The sequence below is a fragment of the Allobranchiibius sp. GilTou73 genome (assembly GCF_021391335.1).
GTDB lineage: Bacteria > Actinomycetota > Actinomycetes > Actinomycetales > Dermatophilaceae > Allobranchiibius > Allobranchiibius huperziae.
Window position 1 is genome coordinate 2,576,064 of the sequence record NZ_CP090051.1, and the last position, 17,973, is coordinate 2,594,036.

General features: G+C 69.1%; 13 protein-coding genes and 1 pseudogene. 5 read left to right on the forward strand and 9 right to left on the reverse strand.

Features of this window, described 5'->3' with window-relative positions; all coding sequences use genetic code 11:
* Positions 1 to 2: 2 nt before the first annotated feature.
* Positions 3 to 488, reverse strand: coding sequence for a DUF2235 domain-containing protein (locus LVQ62_RS12715; RefSeq protein WP_233762078.1), 486 nt, complete (start codon positions 486 to 488; stop codon positions 3 to 5).
* A 245-nt stretch (positions 489 to 733) separates the two neighbouring features.
* On the opposite strand from LVQ62_RS12715, the gene LVQ62_RS12720 reads away from it, so the two are divergent.
* Positions 734 to 1,231, forward strand: coding sequence for an NfeD family protein (locus LVQ62_RS12720; RefSeq protein ID WP_233762080.1), 498 nt, complete (start codon positions 734 to 736; stop codon positions 1,229 to 1,231).
* A complete protein-coding gene (locus tag LVQ62_RS12725; RefSeq protein ID WP_233762082.1) occupies positions 1,204 to 2,079 on the forward strand; it encodes a slipin family protein in 876 nt (291 codons plus the stop codon). The genes LVQ62_RS12720 and LVQ62_RS12725 overlap by 28 nt, the downstream gene beginning before the upstream one ends.
* 104 nt (positions 2,080 to 2,183) lie before the next feature.
* Here LVQ62_RS12725 and LVQ62_RS12730 read toward each other — a convergent pair whose 3' ends face one another.
* Positions 2,184 to 3,617: an HNH endonuclease signature motif containing protein gene (locus LVQ62_RS12730; protein WP_233762084.1), complete on the reverse strand. Its 1,434-nt coding sequence runs from the start codon at positions 3,615 to 3,617 to the stop codon at positions 2,184 to 2,186.
* Positions 3,618 to 4,125: 508 nt separating this feature from the next.
* Between LVQ62_RS12730 and LVQ62_RS12735 the strand changes: the two genes are divergently transcribed.
* Positions 4,126 to 4,533: a DUF3054 domain-containing protein gene (locus LVQ62_RS12735; protein ID WP_233762086.1), complete on the forward strand. Its 408-nt coding sequence runs from the start codon at positions 4,126 to 4,128 to the stop codon at positions 4,531 to 4,533.
* On the forward strand, positions 4,512 to 5,783 hold the full coding sequence (locus tag LVQ62_RS12740; protein ID WP_233762088.1) for an FAD-binding protein: 1,272 nt from the start codon (positions 4,512 to 4,514) through the stop codon (positions 5,781 to 5,783). The genes LVQ62_RS12735 and LVQ62_RS12740 overlap by 22 nt, the downstream gene beginning before the upstream one ends.
* Before the next feature lie 3 nt (positions 5,784 to 5,786).
* Here the strand turns inward: LVQ62_RS12740 and LVQ62_RS12745 are convergent, their stop codons facing one another.
* From LVQ62_RS12745 to LVQ62_RS12765, 5 genes are all read right to left on the reverse strand, one after another.
* The gene (locus tag LVQ62_RS12745) at positions 5,787 to 7,286 is read right to left on the reverse strand and encodes a hypothetical protein (RefSeq protein WP_233762089.1); all 1,500 of its coding nucleotides are present in this window, start codon (positions 7,284 to 7,286) and stop codon (positions 5,787 to 5,789) included.
* Positions 7,202 to 8,092, reverse strand: a complete 891-nt coding sequence (locus LVQ62_RS12750) for a hypothetical protein (RefSeq protein WP_233762091.1) — start codon at positions 8,090 to 8,092, stop codon at positions 7,202 to 7,204. Before LVQ62_RS12750 ends, LVQ62_RS12745 begins: the two co-directional genes overlap by 85 nt.
* Before the next feature lie 209 nt (positions 8,093 to 8,301).
* Complete coding sequence (gene arc / locus LVQ62_RS12755; protein ID WP_179480648.1) at positions 8,302 to 10,038, reverse strand: proteasome ATPase; 1,737 nt, start codon at positions 10,036 to 10,038, stop codon at positions 8,302 to 8,304.
* A gap of 66 nt (positions 10,039 to 10,104) precedes the next feature.
* Entirely contained in the window at positions 10,105 to 11,103 is a 999-nt protein-coding gene (locus tag LVQ62_RS12760; RefSeq protein WP_233762093.1) for a tRNA (adenine-N1)-methyltransferase, read from the reverse strand.
* Between the two features lie 10 nt (positions 11,104 to 11,113).
* On the reverse strand, positions 11,114 to 12,247 hold the full coding sequence (locus LVQ62_RS12765; RefSeq protein ID WP_233762095.1) for a site-2 protease family protein: 1,134 nt from the start codon (positions 12,245 to 12,247) through the stop codon (positions 11,114 to 11,116).
* A 297-nt stretch (positions 12,248 to 12,544) separates the two neighbouring features.
* Between LVQ62_RS12765 and LVQ62_RS12770 the strand changes: the two genes are divergently transcribed.
* Positions 12,545 to 13,411: a PD-(D/E)XK nuclease family protein gene (locus LVQ62_RS12770; protein WP_255696560.1), complete on the forward strand. Its 867-nt coding sequence runs from the start codon at positions 12,545 to 12,547 to the stop codon at positions 13,409 to 13,411.
* 27 nt (positions 13,412 to 13,438) lie between these two features.
* On the opposite strand, the gene LVQ62_RS12775 is transcribed toward LVQ62_RS12770, so the two are convergent.
* Positions 13,439 to 14,098, reverse strand: a complete 660-nt coding sequence (locus tag LVQ62_RS12775; protein WP_233762099.1) for an HAD family phosphatase — start codon at positions 14,096 to 14,098, stop codon at positions 13,439 to 13,441.
* Positions 14,099 to 17,811 (reverse strand): annotated as a pseudogene (gene metH / locus LVQ62_RS12780) (methionine synthase). It abuts the gene before it with no gap.
* Between the last annotated feature and the right edge of the window lie 162 nt (positions 17,812 to 17,973).

Genomic DNA, 17,973 nt, shown 5'->3' on the forward strand with positions numbered 1-17,973 from the left:
GGTCATGTAGCCGCGGTGGTGTCGGGCCAGTCGTTCGTCGCGTACTTGTCGATGGCGTACGGGATGAGGTTGTCCGAGCCCGTGCGCAGCAGACCGGGGCAGTTCAGCATCCCGACCAGCGCGCGCGCCGTGTAGGCGCCGCGGCTGAATCCGAAGATGTAGATCTGGTCACCGAACGCGTAGTGACGCATCAGCCAGCTGTAGGCCTCGGTCAGCTTGTGCTTCATGCCGATCCCGAAGGCGAGCTCCTCCCCCGTGGACAGGTGTCGTTCGATGATCCCGCGCGCGTGTGGCGCGGGCAGCGTGCCGATACCGGGGTCGTAGTACGCGATCTGCCGGGATCGATCTACCAGGCTTAGCATCCGGAAGATCTTGGCGACATTCGACGGCTCGGAGACACCGATCTGGTCGTTGGTGCCGTCCAGGCACATTACGATCGTCTTGGTCCCGGCCGGGAGCGGCGCCGAGTGCAGTGCCTGATCCGACATGACGACACCCCTCGACAGCGGCGATTTTCGACCCACGAGATTACGCCCGGAGACCTAAGCGCCGCAGGTCGTCCAGAGAACTTCTATCGAGGCGAGCCCGGCGTGGTCGGCAACCGCTTCGGCATCATCCCCACGGGGTCGCGCACAGGGTCCGGGGTTACTCTGAAAATGGCGGAACAGGCGCGTCGAGTCGGTTGGGGCTCCGTTCCATGCGATGGCCCGTTCGCCCGGATCAGGTGATCCCGATGGCTGCGATCGGTGTGTTGGTGGCCCTGTGCGGACTGGGGCTGCTGGTTCTCGAGGCCCATGTGCCCGGCTTCGGAATCTTCGGCTCGGCGGGCGTCCTGGCGCTCGCCGGCGGCGTCGGGTTGATAGTCGACGCAGCGGGCGCCCCGCTGGCCGTCGCCCTCCCGGTGGCCCTGATCCTCGTCCTGGTCGGTGCGATCCTGCTACTCGTCGTGGGCCAGAAGGTGCTGCTGTCGCACCGTTTGGAACCGCAGTCCGGGCCAGAACGTTTACCTGGTGTGCCCGGTGTCGTACAGACGTGGGCCGGGGACGAGGGCCAGGTGGCCGCGGACGGCTCGCTCTGGCGCGCGCGTACCAGTTTCGGATGGCAGGACCCCGCCCCGACGGCGGGCGAAACCATCGTGATCGACCGACTCGACGGATTGACCTTGATGGTTCGTCGTCCGCACTCGTGGGAAAAGGATCCGGTATGGAAGCCCTCGGAATTGTCGTTGTAATCGTCGTCGTCGTCCTCATCGCCCTGTTGGGATCCTCCGTCCGGGTGCTGCGCGAGTACGAACGCGGGGTGGTCTTCCGGTTGGGACGCCTGGTCACGCTGAAGGACCCCGGTCTCGTCCTGCTGATCCCGGTGATCGACCGGATGGTCCGCGTCGGCATGCGCACGGTCACTCTCAACGTGCCGGCACAGGACGTGATCACGCGGGACAACGTCCCCGTGCGGGTGAACGCCGTGACCTACTTCCGTGTCGTGGACGCCAACCGTTCGATCGTCGAGGTCGAGAACTTCCTGGCGGCGACCAGTCAGATCGCGCAGACCTCGTTGCGCGCCGTACTCGGTAAGGCGGAGCTGGACACACTGCTGTCCGAGCGGGAGCGGCTCAACGCCGACCTGCAGAAGGTCATCGACCAGCAGACCGAGCCGTGGGGCATCAAGGTCCTCATCGTTGAGATAAAGGACGTGGAGATCCCCGGCAGCATGCAGCGCGCCATCGCGAGGCAGGCGGAGGCCGAGCGCGAACGTCGTGCGAAGGTCATCAACGCCGAGGGTGAGTTCCAGGCGTCGGCCAAGCTCGCCGAAGCGGCCGATGTCATGTCGACCAACCCCGCCACCCTGCAGTTGCGCTACCTGCAGACGCTGCTCGAGATCGGCAGCAACAACAGCAACTCGGTCGTGATCCCCCTGCCGATCGATCTACTGCAAGGCGTGCTGGGCAGTCTCAAGCCGGCAGCGGACGCCTCCGACAAGGTGGCCGAGGCCAAGAGGGCGGCGGACGCGATCCTTGCGGAGAGCCGGGTCGCGGGCGACGCACAGCCGGAGATGGACGCGGTCGTCATCCCGTCTTGAGATTTCCGGCTCACCCGGCGCACCTCGGTCGCACCGCAGGCTGACGGTGTTCGCGTTCGTTGACGGTGTTTGAACGCCGTCAATCGTGGCGAACACCGTCAGACTCACGCAGCGGGTCTATGTCCGGGCCGGGTGGGCATCAGTCCTGGGGTGAGGTCCCAGGTGACGCCGGTGGGTGTGACGGTGGCGGTGAGCAGATCGCGGTGCACGATCGTGTGGTGGCGGGCGCAGAGCAGGGCCGCGTTGGTCAGGGTTGTCTCTCCGCCGGCCCACCAGGGCCTCACATGGTGGGCGTCGCACCAGTCCGGTGGCCTGTCGCAGCCGGGGAAGGTGCAGTGCTGATCTCGGTGGATGATCGCCGTTCTGAGCCCTCCGGTAAAGAGGCGTTTCGCTCGCCCGACGTCCAGGGGTTCGGAGTCGGTGCCGAGGACGACGGGGATCAGATCCGCATCGCACGCCATCCGCCGCAGGGTGCCCGCGTCGAGGTGCTCCCCGTCGGTGGTGCGCCCGATGCCCGGCAAGTACGTCGGCGCCAATTCCGTGTTATCTGAGGTGTGTTGGCCGAGTCGGCCGGCTTTCTGGAGGCCCTCGTACAAGGTCGCGTAGTCCATTGTGACCAGGATCTTGGCGGTGCCGCCGAATTCCCCGACGGGCCGCGGGCTGGTGCCGTCCAGTACGCCCGCGGCGGTGTCGACCAGGCGCACCAGCGCGTCCGCACGCCGCTTGGCCGGGGTCCGCATGTCACGCTCGGGTGCACTGCTCCCGGTTTCCAGCAGCACCGCAGGATCCTCGCTGGTGCTCGTCGGGGACCCTTGTGGCGCAGTCGGAGTCTCAGGCGAGGGTGCGCAGAGCGCGCGCAGGGCGCGCTTCACCACCGCAGCGTGACCACCGGACAGTTCGGCGACAAAGCGGGTCAGCCCACTGGGTAGGTCGGCCCAGAAGACCGATTCACAGTCCTGCTGACGCTCCTCGTCCCGCACGAGCTGCTGCGGCGCGTACTCCCCCAAGATGCGGGTGGTCAACTCCCGCAACGTGCGTGCCCCGTAGTCCGACAACGACAGGTACCGGCTCAACAGGTCATCCCGGTCCGCGGTCGGCAGCTGCGGCAGGATCAACGGCACCTGCCGTAACGCGGCAGCAGCCACCGGCACACTCGCCGACCCGGTCGCCAACGCCTCAACAACCACCTGATTGGCCGAATCCGCGCAGTCCACCCCCACCGAACCCACCCGGCGGACCACCGCGGGTTCGACACCGGCTGCCTGCCGGGCGACCCACGCCGGAGCACCCGTCGCCGTGGAGTTCGCCACGGTCCCCCGACTCAGCGCATCCGCGGTCGCCAGCGCCGCGACGTTCTCCGCGCGAGCCGTGATCCGCAGCATGCCCCCGACGACCTCACCCAGTGCCGCTTCGTCCAGCTGCCACAGGGCATCCGGCCACTCGTCCAGGCCGTTGGTGAATTCGTTCAGCAGCGCCATCAACCGGACACCGGTCCCAGGCGCCGCGGGCCGATGGAGGTCGGTCGTCGACTGCGCCATGGCCGCTCCTGCACTGATGACGGCACCCCTTGCCGTCTACCCTGAATCATACATGTGTTCGACACCCGGCGCAAGGGTAAATCCAACGAATATCCCTGCTAGTACTTATGATAAGAGCCAAAACTATCCACATCCCCCGGCGTCGGTGTTGCTATTTCAGCAGTTGTCCACACAGCAAAATCGCTTCTGGTGCCGAAACGAACAGATATGGGATGGGCGTGCGCCGGGGGTTTCATGCAGGGCCAATCAGCTGCGCTACCGATGGGCCCGCTCGCATGCCCCGGTGCAGTTTCGCTCGCACGTCGCCTTGCTCGGTCTCGTCGGCGTAACGCTCCTTGCGTGACTGCGCCGAGATGCGGGGAGGATGTGCAGCGGCAGTGCTTCGACGCCGGGGTGCCGCTGCACGCGATGTGCCTGCACCTCGTTTTCAGAAACTGCAGATAGCGGCTCCGAGACCCTGGATCTGGGGTGGTGAGGTCATCGGCGGCCGGCGTCTTAGGCTCGATGAATGACGACCACCCAAACGCCTCCAAGGGCCGAACAGGCTGATACGCGGCGTACGACCGTGGTAGCCGCTGTCCTCGACGTGGTGCTCATCGTGGCGTTCGCCGCGATCGGGCGGGCGTCCCACTCCGAGAGCCACCCCGTGCTCGAGTCGGCCGTCGTGGCGTGGCCGTTCCTGGTGGGAGCGGCAGTCGGCTGGGGGTTCGCGGTCGGCGTACGGCGGTGGGTGGTGACATCCATCCGCGCGGGCGTGCCCATCTGGCTGGGGTCCGTCGCGATCGGGATGGTGCTGCGGGCATTGACGGGCCGCGGGGTCGCGGTCAGCTTCATGATCGTCGCGGCCATCGTCCTGGCGGTGTTCCTGCTCGGCTGGCGTGGCATTGTTGCTGGATGGCAACGACGGATGCGCTGAGAGCCACCAACTGGTCCGGGACGATCGACTACCGCTCAGGTAGGCGGGTCCGACCCGCCTCCATCGAGGAGCTGCAGCGGCTAGTGCGAGAGGCGCCGGCTGCCAAGGTCACCGGATCCGGGCACAGCTTCAACCACGTCGCGGACAGCGAGAACGGCTGGCAGCTGGATCTGTCGGGGCTCCTGGAGCCGCCCGTCGTCAGTGACGACCGGAGCACCGTCGAGGTCAGCGGGGGGATGACGTACGGCGCGTTGGTGCCCTACCTCGCGCAGGCCGGGCTGGCTCTCGCGAACCTCGCGTCCCTGCCCCACATCACGATCGCCGGGAGTGTCGCGACCGGCACGCACGGCTCGGGGGTCCGCCGGCCCGGGTTGGCGAGCTCCGTGCAGGCGGTGCAGCTGCTGAGTGCTGACGGCGAGGTGCGGTGGTTCGACCGCTCGGACCCGCGCTTCCCCGCGCTCGTGGTGTCGCTGGGCGCGCTCGGGGTCGTCACCCGGCTTCGGCTGTCGGTCGAGCCGACGTACCAGGTACGACAGGACACCTTCGTCGGACTGACCTGGTCGCAACTGACGGCCGGGCTGGGCGCCATCCTGGAATCGGCCTACAGCGTCAGCGTCTTCGGGCGGTGGATCGGGGAGGGCCCCGACCACATCGTCCTGAAGAGCCGCCTCGACGAGGTGACGGGGACTCCCGCCCTACCCGGCGCGGAATGGATCAGTGACACCCGTCATCCCTCGTGGGGCTCGGGAGAGACGAACGAGAAGGTGACCGAGCAGGGCGGCGTCCCGGGCCTCTGGTCGGATCGGCTGCCGCACTTCCGGATGGGCTTCACGCCGAGCTCGGGGGCCGAGATCCAGTCCGAGTTCTTCGTGCCGGCGGCACACGGAGCCGCGGCCGCCGACGCGCTGCTGCAGATCGGCGAGCGCATCGCCCCGGTGACCATCGTGTCGGAGATCCGCGCGGTCGCGGCCGACGCGCAATGGCTCGCCCCGACGTACGACCGCGACAGCGTCGTCTTCCACTTCACCTGGCGGCCGGACACGGCCGCAGCGTCGGCCGCCGTCGACCTCGTCCAGCAGGCCCTCGCACCGTTCGACCCGCGCCCGCACTGGGGCAAACTGTTCACCTATTCCGGGCGGCTCGACGCGGCGTACCCGCGCCTGGACGACTTCGACGCCGTACGCCGTGAATTCGACCCGACCGGCCGCTTCCTCAACGACTTCCTGCGCCGCCACGTCGTGCGGGCGTGAAGCTCAGGGTGTGATCGCGTACGCCGAACTGCCGCCGGCTGCGATCGCGGTCGCACCGCTGATGCCGGTGACCACGACCGGTGTACTCGCCGAGTCGGCAGGGCCGGCGCTGCCCAGCTGGCCGTAGCTGTTGTCGCCCCACGCGGCGACGGTGCCGTTGGACATCCGGGCATAGGCCGAGTTGTCCGAAGCGGCGATGGAGAGGACGCCCGACACATTGAGCACGCTCTGGGGCACGCGGGAGTCCGCGGTGCTGCCGTAGCCGATGCCACCGCCCGTGCCCTGCCCCTGGGCGGAGACGCCGCCACCGCGGATTGCGTACCCGTCGACGCCGCTCGCCGCGACCGCGTCCGCCGTGTAGCCCGGGATGCGCGTCGGCACGGTCACGTACGGGTCGGGTGAATTGAGGGCGAGCTGGCCCACCGAGTTGTCCCCCCAGACCCAGACTCCGGTGTCGGAGGTCAGCGCGAGCACCGAGCGGCCGCCGCCGACGATCGAGGTGACGTTGCTGATGCCGGAGATCTTGACCGGGGTGGCCGACCCTTCGGTCGTCCCCGGGATCTGCCCGTAGTACCCGTCGCCCCAGGCCCACACGCTGCCGTCCGAAGCGAGCGCGTACGCCGTGTCCCATCCCGCCGAGATCTCGACGATCCGCGTCAGCCCGGTGACCTGCGTCGGCGTACTGCTGGAATTGCCGGATCCGTTGCCGAGTTCGCCGTGGAAGCCGTTGCCCCACGCCCAGACCGTGCCGTCGCCACGCAGCGCGTACCCGGAGAAGTACCCCGCCGCCACTGCGGTGACGCCGGTCAGACCGACGACCTGGCGCGGCACGCTGGTGAGCTTCGAACCGTCCAGGCTGCCGCCGTCGCCGAGCTCGCCGGCCGCGCCGTCACCCCAGGCCCACACGGTGCCGTCGGCTCGCAGCGCGTAGCCGGTGGCCTCGCCGGCCGCGATCCCTGTCACCCCCGACAGGGCACTGACCCGCACGGGCGTGCTCGAGGAATCGGGGCTGCTGCCGTTGCCGAGCTGGCCGCTCGATCCCGCACCCCAGGCCGAGACCACGCCGGTGAGCGGGTAGCGGAAGTACCCCTGCACGTCGACGAGCAGATCGGTCTCGGCCGAACTGAAGATGGTGACCTTGCCGCCCGCGCCGACCTTGGCGGTCACCGAGTTGGCGACGGCCTGTCCCTGCACGTAGTTGAGGGTGGAGGATCCGGGGCGACTGCCACCCGCGGGGTAGGTCGTGAGATAGCCGCCGGCCGACGGCCCGACCGCCGTGACGCCCAACTCGACGGCGTTGATGCCCGAGGTGGGGACGCCGCCCGCTCCCGTGATCTGCACGGTGAGGCTGCCGCCGGCCGGCACGCGCGCCTTCGGGGCGCCGCTGCCGCTGCGGGTGTCGACCAGGCGGACCGGGGTCACGCCGGTGTAGTCGGCGGTCGTCGGCAGCCACCCGGCGATGTCCACCAAGAGGTGGGTCGTCGCGGAGGTATAGACGGACACCGCTCCCCCGTGCCCACCCGTGCGATCGTCGTACCGGCCGCTGCGCGCCCCGTGGCGAAGTTGACGTTCGAGGACGACGGGCGGGCCGCTCCGGCCGGGTAGGCGATGAGGTAACCGGAGGTGGCCGGCGCGACCACCGTGATGTTGAGGACCACGGCCCCGACGCCGCTCGACGGGACACCTGCGACGCCCGTCACCGGCACGGTCGTGGTGGATCCGGCAGCGACCGTGTGGGTTTTGCGGGTGTCCAGCAGACGGGTGGGTGTGACCGGGTGGTAGGAGCCGCCGGTGGCGTAGTAGCCGGACACGTCGGCGAAGAACTGTGTCGAGGTGGACAGGTATACGCTGACCCGGCCACTCGCGTCCACCGGTGTGACGGACTGGTTCGCCACGGCCTGCCCGGCGGCGAAGGTGATGTTCGAGGTGCCCGGCCGGGTGGCGCCGGTCGCGTAGGCGATCAGATATCCCGAGCTCGCCGGCCCCGCGACCGTGATGTTCAGGACGACGGCGGCGACGCCGGAGGTCGGCACGCCACCCTTCCCGCCCACTTGCACGGTCGTCGTACTGCCTGCTGCCACAGCGCCCTTCGGACCACCCAGACCGGTACGGGTGTCGATCACGCGGGTCGGGGCGACGGAGGTGAGCCGGGTCGTGGGTGCAGGTCCGGCCACGACTGCCGGTCGGGCGCCACCTGCCCGGTGCGTCCCACCGGTCGGCACGGCGGCGTACGCCGAGGCGGGTGCGGCGAGCGCGCACCCGAGGAGCATGGCGAGGAGCAGACTGCGCAACGCGGCGTACGAACGCATGAGAGGACCACTTCCGACGGAGTAGGACACGGCAGAGCAGAGGCCGCGGGCTCAAACTACTGCGCCGTAGGTGGTGAGTAGCCGTTACGCGGCTGAGGTATCGGCCGTCCCGATCGGACGCGGTCCGACGCTGCCGGCGGTTGTCCGCAATTTCGTGCGGACGGGGTCCCGAAACTGCGGACAACCGCCGATGTCGCGTGGCCCGAGGACTACAGGTACTGACCCGTGTTGGCGATCGAGTCGATCGCGCGCCCGGGCTCCGAACCGTCCTTGCCGTCGATGAGCGTGCGGATGTAGACGATCCGCTCGCCCTTCTTGCCGGAGATCCGCGCCCAGTCGTCGGGGTTCGTGGTGTTGGGCAGGTCCTCGTTCTCCTTGAACTCATCGACGCACGCGCGCAGCAGGTGATCGATGCGAATGCCCTTGGCGCCCAGGGTGATCTGGTCCTTGATCGCCATCTTCTTCGCGCGGTCGACGATGTTCTGGATCATCGCGCCGGAGTTGAAGTCCTTGAAGTAGAGGACCTCCTTGTCGCCACTGGCGTAGGTGACCTCCAAGAACTTGTTCTCGTCGATCTCGGTGTACATCCGCTCGACGGTCGCCTGGATCATGTCGGTCACCGTCTCCTGCGCCGAACCGCCGTGCTCCGCCAGGTCGTCGGCGTGCAGCGGCAGCGTGACGGTGAGGTACTTCTCGAAGATGTCCCGGGCGCTCTCGGCGTCCGGCCGCTCGATCTTGATCTTCACGTCGAGCCGACCGGGCCGCAGGATCGCCGGGTCGATCATGTCCTCGCGGTTGGAGGCACCGATCACGATAACGTTCTCCAGGCGCTCCACACCGTCGATCTCCGACAGCAGCTGCGGGACGATCGTCGTCTCCACGTCGGAGGAGACGCCCGACCCGCGGGTGCGGAAGAGGCTCTCCATCTCATCGAAGAAGACCACCACGGGCGTGCCGTCGGAGGACTTCTCGCGAGCGCGCTGGAAGATCAGCCGGATGTGGCGCTCGGTCTCGCCGACGTACTTGTTGAGCAGCTCCGGACCCTTGATGTTGAGGAAGTAGCTGCGCGTCTCGGTGCGCCCGGTCTTCTCGGCGACCTTGCGGGCCAGCGACGCCGCGACCGCCTTGGCGATGAGCGTCTTGCCGCACCCGGGAGGACCGTAGAGCAGCACGCCCTTCGGCGGCCGCAGCGCGTGCTCGCGGAAGAGTTCCTTGTGCAGGTAGGGCAACTCGACCGCGTCGCGGATCTGCTCGATCTGCCCGGCCAGGCCGCCGATGTCCTCGTACTGGATGTCGGGCACCTCCTCGAGCACGAGGTCCGCGACCTCGGCCTTGGGGATGCGCTCGTAGACGAAGCCGCTGCGGCTGTCGAGCAGCAGCGAGTCGCCGGCGCGGACGGTCTGCCCGTCCAGGCTCGCGGCGCGGCGGCAGACCCGCTCCTCGTCGGTGTGCGCGACGACGAGGATCCGGGTGTCGTCGAGCAGGTCCTTGACCGTGACGAGCTCGCCGATGGACTCGTACCCGGTCACCGCGACGATGTTCATCGCCTCGTTGAGCAGCACCTCGCGGCCCGGCTGCAGCACCTCCGGCTCGACGGTCGGGCTGACCGCGACGCGCATCTTGCGCCCGCTGTTGAGGATGTCGGCCGTCGCGTCGTCCCGCACGGCGAGGACCACGCCGTACGCCGCGGGCGGCTGTGCGAGTCGGTCGACCTCCCCCTTGAGCGTGACGATCTGTTCGCGGGCCTCGCCCAAGGTGCGCACGAGCCGCTCGTTCTGTGCCGAGAGGGTGCCCACGGAGGACTGCAGTTGGTTGACCTGCTGAGTGAGCTGCGGGTTACGGCCCGCACTCGCGGCGTTGAGGCGGGTGCGCAGCGCCTTGACCTCCTGCTGGAGGCTTTCGACGGCATCGTAGGGCGTGGACTCGTGGGGCTGCTGGTCGGACATCAGGCCTCCTGCATGGAGCGGCGCGCTTCGCGAGTGATGTCACTCGACCTTAACCCGACGGACTGATCAACTCGCGGGCGGCTCACTCAAGGAACGACGAACTTTGCGCACCTTCTTGTCCGAGACGGGCCGCTCGCCCAGATCCTCGGCATCCCATGTCGAGCTCGATGCGTCGTTCTCGTCGCCGTAGGCGCCCTTCGCGGGGCGGCGTTTGCGCAGCGGCGGCGTGACGCCCGGCGCCAGCCTGCGCGTCGTGATGAGGAAGCCGGTGTGCCCGTGCATGCGGTGTTCGGGGCGCACCGCCAGACCCTCCAGGTGCCAGCCTCGCACCATCGACTCCCACGCCTGCGGCTCGGTGAAGCCGCCGTGGTCACGGGCTGCTTCGGCGACCCGAGACAGTTGTGTCGCGGTCGCGACGTACGCGATGAGCACGCCACCCGGCGCGAGCGCCTCGGCGACCGCCTCCAGACACTCCCAGGGCGCCAGCATGTCGAGCACGACTCGGTCGACGGAGCCCGGCGCCTCGTGTTGGGGAAGCGATTCGACCAGGTCGCCCACGGTGACCGTCCATGCCGGGTGGTCCGCGCCGAAGAAGGCGCGGGCGTTGCCGCGGGCGATGTCGGCGAAGTCCTCGCGACGCTCGAAGGAGTGCACGTGCCCGGTGTCGCCCACGGCCCGCAGCAGCGACATGCTGAGCGCACCCGAGCCGACCCCGGCCTCCACGACTCGGGCACCGGGGAAGATGTCGGCCATCGTGACGATCTGGCCGGCGTCCTTGGGGTAGACGACGGCCGCGCCGCGCGGCATCGACATCACGTAGTCCGACAGCAGCGGCCGCAGTGCCAGGTACTGCACGTTGGCGGTGTTGGTGATGGTGCTGCCGTCCGGTGCACCGATCAGGTCGTCGTGCAGCAGGTGGCCCCGGTGGGTGTGGAACTGCTTGCCCTCGCCCAGGGTGATGGTGTGCATCCGGCCTTTGGCGTCGGTGAGCTGGACGCGTTCCCCTGCGGTGAACGGACCGCGTCGTGTGTCGGCGCCCGTGGCGTGTGCGGTCGGTGTGGTCATCGGGCGCAGCCTAGTGAGCCCGGGAGGCGGCCTGCAGAGCCTGTCCGAGGTCAGCCGTCCGGATGATGCCGACAGGCCGGCCGTCTCGGAACGTCACCAGCAGTTGTTCCGGTGCGGGGTCGGCCGACTGCACCGCCGTGATGAGCTCCGTGCAGTCGTCGTCCACCGAGTCCACCTGAGCCACCCACCCCTGCGGCTGGCGCCGCGCGACGGCGTCCACGGGCGCGCCGCCGATGCCCGCGGGAACGCGGGCCCGGTCGGCGGCGGTCGCGAATCCCCAGGGCACCCCCGCCGGGTCGGTGACCACGAGGTCACCGTCACCGCGCAGCCGGGAGAGCGGCGTCCCGGACGGGACCAGGGTCACCCGGGTCAGCAGCTGCCGCACAGTCACCCGTGAGATGACCCGACTCGCGGAGGATCTCGCGATGGCGCTCGTTGCGCCCACCCATAGGAAGCCCGCGATCAGGACGGCCCAGACGACCGTGTAGAGGTCGACCTGACCGCCGTCCAGCATCGAGCGCCCGAAGGCGGCGACCACGACGAGGACGGCGACGACCCTGCCGCACCATCCGGCGACCAGCAGGCCGGTGGCGCGCGAACCGGTGATCCGCCATACGAGCGAGTCGACGAGAAATCCGCCGTCGAGCGGCAGGCCCGGCAACAGGTTGAACACCGCGACGAACCCGTTGGTCCACACGAAGACCTGCACCAGAAGTCGGGGCACGCCGCCGTCGGTGCCCTGCAGCGCCAGGTAACCGAGGCCCGCGAGCACCCCGTTGCTCAGCGGTCCGGCGACGGCGACCATGGCGCTGGAGAGCGGTGTGGTGTCGGCCGTGTCGTACGACGTGTGCCCGCCCCACAGGTCCGCGACGATCTGGCGCACCCGGTATCCCCGCCACTGCCCCACCAGCGCGTGCGAGCCCTCGTGAACGAGCACGGACAGCAGGAGCAGCAGGACGTAGCCGATCGCGACGAGGTAGGCGCCTCCGGAGCCGAGCTCGGGCAGGACTCCGTGCACCTGCGGCCCGAAGGTGACCACGATGAAGATCGCGATGATGGGCCAGCTGCGGCCCAGATAGACGGGCACGCCGCGGACCTGGCCGATCTGCCACCCGGGGCCGGGAGCTTCGGGGGTTCGCGGCATGTCCTCAGGCTAGTCGCAGGCCCTGTCCAGCACTTCAGAGCCGACTGTCGGGTGCGTGGTGTCCCGCTGCAACTGCTCCCTGTCGAGCCCGTTCACGGGCGGCCGGGGAGGGACCGCGCGGTGCCCTCCCACCGACCCGACCCACCCTGCTGGCCCGATGAGGGACCGCGCTGTGACGTCGTGTCGGGGTCGTGGCTCGTATGAAGGGATCGCGGCGCGTACGTCGTTCTCCTGCACCACGCATGCGCCGCGCAGCAGGTTGTGCGGGGCGTTGTCGGCGCGCGGTCCTACAGTCACCTGCATGGCTCAGCACACGGCACTCCCCGCACCGCGGCGCTCTCACCGAGCCGCGCATCGGACTTCATGCAGTGCCCGTTGCTCTACCGCTTCCGCACCATCGACAGGCTCCCGGAGCCGCCGAGCCCCGCCGCCGCCCGCGGCACGCTGGTGCATGCGGTGCTGGAGCGGCTCTTCGACGTCCCGGCGCCGCAGCGCACGGTCGAGCACGCGCGCACCCTGATCGGGCCGCAGTGGGATGCACTCGTCGAGGCCGAGCCCGAGCTGGCCGCCCTGGTGGCCGAGGGCCCCGATGCGATGCGGCAGTGGGTCGCCGACGCCGCCGTGCTGGTCGAGCGCTGGTTCGAGCTGGAGGACCCGACCCGTCTGGAGCCGGCCGAGCGCGAGCTCTATGTCGAGGTCGAGGTCGACGGATTGACGCTGCGGGGGTACGTCGACCGGCTGGATGTCGCCCCCGGCGGCGAGTTGCGGGTCGTCGACTACAAGACCGGGCGTTCGCCCTCGCAGCTGTTCGAGGCCAAGGCGCTCTTCCAGATGAAGTTCTACGCGCTGGTGCTCTGGCGCACCCGCGGCGTCGTGCCGCGGATGCTGCAGCTGGTCTACCTGGGCAACTCCGAGCTGGTGCGCTACGAGCCGGAGGAGCACGACCTGCTCGCCACCGAGCGCAAGGTGCGTGCCCTCTGGGCGGCCATCGAACGCGCCGCCAGCGACGGTGACTGGCGACCCAGCCCTTCCCGCTTGTGCGACTGGTGCAGCTTCCGCGATCTGTGCCCTGCGCACGGCGGCATCGCACCCCCGCTGCCCGAACGGGCCCAGGAGCTCGCGCTCGACCCGGTCCGCTCCGGTAGCACCGACGACACCGAATAGATCGCGACGCACTCGCGCGGTCTGCCCTCAGCCGACGGGGTGGAACATCCCGAGCAGATCCGCCGGGTGCACGCCGGCGAGGGTCTGCAGCTGCACGGCACCGAGGGTGGCGGGCAGGGTCACCACGTGCGGCACCGCGATGGTCGGCACTCCGGCGGCGACTGCGGAGGTCACCCCCGGCAGCGAGTCCTCGATCGCCACGCAGCGCGCCGGCGGCAGACGCAGCGCCCGGCACGCGGCCAGATAGGGCTCCGGCGAGGGCTTGCCCTCGCTGACCGCGTCACCGGTGATGACCGCCGCGAAGGTGCCGTCGGGCAGCGCGTCCACCAGCACCTGGGCGAACGACAGGTAGGACATCGTCACCAGCGCGTTGGGCACCCCCTGCTCGCTCAGCGCGACGAGCAGCTCTCGGGCACCGGGCCGCCACGGCACGTGCTCCCGCATCTGAGCGACCACCCCCGAGAGCAGCACGTCCACGATCGCCGGCGCCGACATGGTGACCGGCGAGTTCGCGCGGATGATCTCCGCTGAGACCAGTAACTGGTTGCCCACGCACTCGTGGGCGAGCTCCTCGGTCCACGTGCCGCCGTACGACTCGACGAGGTCGTGTTCGGCACTGATCCAGTAGGGCTCGGTGTCGACGATCGTGCCGTCCATGTCCCACAGGACGGCGTCGGGCAGAGTCACTCAGTCCTCCGGTTCGTAGCCGAGGTTGGGCGAGAGCCACTTCTCGGCGGTGCGCAGCGGCCAGCCCTTGCGGCCGGCGTAGTCCTCGACCTGGTCGCGCCCGAGCCGCCCGACCACGAAGTACTGGCTGTCCGGGTGGGAGAAGTACAGCCCGCTGACCGCGGCGCCCGGCCACATGGCCATCGACTCGGTCAGCTCGATGCCGGTGGTGCGCTCGACGTCGAGCAGCTCCCAGATCGTCGCCTTCTCGGTGTGGTCGGGGCAGGCCGGGTAGCCCGGCGCGGGCCGGATCCCGACGTACTTCTCCTCGATCATCTCAGTGTTGGTGAGGTGTTCGTCGCCGGCGTAGCCCCACAGGTCGTGGCGTACGACGGCGTGCAGGCGCTCGGCGAACGCCTCGGCCAGCCGGTCGGCCAGGGACTCCAGCAGGATGGCGCTGTAGTCGTCGAGGTCGTCCTTGAACTTCTGGGCGCGCTCCTGCGACCCCAGCCCCGCGGTGACGGCGAACCCGCCCACGTAGTCGCGCAGCCCGCTGTCCATGGGGGCCACGTAGTCGGCCAGCGACCGGTTGGGCACCCCCTCGCGGTGGTCGCCCTGCTGACGCAGTTGGTGCAGGACGGTGCGCTCCTCTGTGCGTTCCTCGTCGGCGTAGACCACGATGTCGTCACCGCGGGCCGCGGCCGGGAAGAATCCGGCGACGCCGTTCGCGCGCAGCCAGCCCTCCTCGATGATCGTGTCGAGCATCGTCTGGGCGTCGTCCCACAGCTTGCGCGCGGTGTCGCCGGACGCGGGGTTGTTGAGGATGTCGGGGAAGCGCCCCTTCATCTCCCAGGCGTTGAAGAACGGCTGCCAGTCGATGTATTCGCGCAGCACGTCCAGCGGGTAGTCCCGGAAGACCTTGGTCCACTGGGTGCCTTCGTGGGTGCTCTCACCCTCGTGGAAGTCCTTCTCCTGAGCCGCCAGGAGACGCGGCCGCGGCGGGTGGTAGCCCGTCCAGTCGATCGGCGTACGCCGCTGCTGAGCCTTGTCGTAACCCACCAGCTTCCGGTCGGTGCTCTTGGCGGCGTGCCGCGCCCGGATCGAGTCGTAGTCCTTTTCGACCCCGGCGAGGAAGGAGTCGCGCCGTTCGTCGGACAGCAGGGCGGCCGCGGTGCCGACGGAACGGGAGGCGTCCTTGACCCAGACGACCGGGCCGGAGTACTTCGGGGTCACCTTGACGGCCGTGTGGGCGCGCGAGGTCGTCGCTCCGCCGAGCAGCAGCGGGATGGTCATGCCGAGGCGCTCCATCTCCTCGGCGAAGCTCACCATCTCGTCCAGGGACGGGGTGATCAGGCCGGACAGTCCGATGATGTTGGCGTCCTCGGCCTTCGCGGCGTCCAGGATCTTCTGGCCCGGCACCATCACCCCGAGGTCGATGACCTCGTAGTTGTTGCACTGCAGCACCACGCCGACGATGTTCTTGCCGATGTCGTGCACGTCGCCCTTGACGGTGGCCATCACGATCTTGCCCTTGGCCCGGCTCACGTCGCCGGGCTTGCGCTCCGCCTCGATGTAGGGGATGAGGTGGGCCACGGCCTTCTTCATCACCCGGGCGGACTTCACGACCTGCGGCAGGAACATCTTGCCCGAGCCGAAGAGGTCACCCACGACGTCCATGCCGTCCATCAGCGGGCCCTCGATGACGTCCAATGGCCGTCCCCCGCTGTCGACCAGCTCCAGTCGCAGTGCCTCGGTGTCCTCGACCACGTGCTCGTCGATGCCCTTCACCAGGGCGTGCGTGATGCGCTCGCGCAGCGGCAGCGAACGCCACTCCTGCTGCTCGGCGGGGGACGCGGGTCCGCTGGCGTTGTGCCGTTCGGCGACCTCGAGGAGTCGCTCGGCGGCGTCCTCGCGGCGGTTGAGCACGACGTCCTCGATGCGGTCGCGCAGCTCGGTGTCGATCTGGTCGTAGACCACGAGCGCGCCTGCGTTGACGATGCCCATGTCCATGCCGGCCTTGATGGCGTGGAAGAGGAAGACCGCGTGGATGGCCTCACGCACCGGGTTGTTGCCGCGGAAGGAGAACGACACGTTCGACACGCCACCGGAGACCAGCGCGTGCGGCAGGTTCTCCTTGATCCAGCGGGTGGCCTCGATGAAGTCCACGCCGTAGTTGGCGTGCTCCTCGATGCCCGTGGCCAGCGCGAAGATGTTCGGGTCGAAGATGATGTCCTCGGCCGGGAAGCCCACCTCCTCGGTGAGGATCCGGTACGCCGTCCCGCAGATCTCCTTGCGGCGCTCCAGGGTGTCGGCCTGCCCCTCCTCGTCGAACGCCATCACGACGACGGCGGCGCCGTACTTACGGCACATCCGGGCGTGCTCGATGAAGGGCTGCACGCCCTCCTTCATGGAGATCGAGTTGACGATCGACTTGCCCTGGATGCAGCGCAGCCCAGCCTCGATGACGTCCCACTTGGAGGAGTCGACCATCACCGGCACGCGGCAGATGTCCGGCTCGGAGGCAATCAACTTGCAGAAGTGGTCCATCGCCTCGATGCCGTCGATCATCCCCTCGTCCATGTTGATGTCGATGACCTGCGCGCCGGCCTCGACCTGCTGGCGCGCCACGTTGAGGGCGGTGGTGTAGTCGCCCTCCTTGATGAGCTTGCGGAAGCGGGCGGAGCCGGTGATGTTGGTGCGCTCACCGACGTTGACGAAGAGAGAGTCGGGCAGCACGGTGAGTGGTTCGAGGCCGGACAGCCGCAGCGCCGGCGCGATGGTGGGGGGCTTGCGCGGCGCGTGACCCGCTGCCCGCCGCGCGATGGCTGCGATGTGCTCGGGCGTGGTGCCGCAGCAGCCACCGAGGATGTTGACCAGGCCGTCCGCGGCGAACGACGAGACGATCTCGCCCATCGGGTCGGGTTCCTCGTCGTACTCCCCGAACGCGTTCGGCAGGCCGGCGTTCGGATAGCAGGAGACGAAGCAGTCCGCGATGGAGGACAGCTCGGCGATGTACTGGCGCATCTCGGCCGCGCCGAGGGCGCAGTTGAGACCGATGGCGAGCGGCCGGGCGTGCCGGATGCTGTTCCAGAACGCCTCGGTGACCTGCCCTGTCAGCGTGCGGCCGGATGCGTCGGTGATGGTGCCGGAGATGATGACCGGCCAGCGGCGGCCACGCTGCTCGAAGAGCGTCTCGAGCGCGAAGATCGCGGCCTTGGAGTTGAGGGTGTCGAAGATGGTCTCGACGATCAGGATGTCGGCGCCGCCGTCGACCAGCCCGTCGGCCTGCTCGAGGTAGGCGCCGACGAGCTCGTCGAAGAGCACGTTGCGCTTGCTCGGGTCGTTGACGTCCGGTGAGATCGACGCGGTCCGGTTCGTGGGGCCGAGCGCTCCAACGACGAAGCGCGGTCGCTGCGGGTCGCGTGCCGTGACCGCGTCGCACGCCTCGCGGGCCAGGCGCGCGGAGGCGAGGTTGAACTCGTACGCGAGGTCCTGCATGCCGTAGTCGGCGAGGGAGATGCGCTGCGCGTTGAAGGTGTTGGTCTCGACCAGATCCGCTCCGCCGTCGAGGTACTCGGTGTGGATCGACCGGATCAGATCGGGCTGGGTGAGCGACAGCAGGTCGTTGTTGCCCTTGAGGTCGCTGTCCCAGTCGGCGAATCGCTCCCCGCGGTAGTCCGCCTCCCCAGGCGCTGCCTCTGGATCATCGTGCCCATCGCGCCGTCCAGCATCATGATCCGCGCGGCGAGCAGCTCCTGCAGCTCTGCGGTGCGGTCCGGTTGGAGGGTGGGTGTGGGGCGGGAGCCCTCGGAGCGGCTGCTCACAGGTGGTGTCCCTTCATCGTGTGATGCGCCCGATTCTATGAGGCACCGGCGTCGCGGTGGATGTCGGTCGTT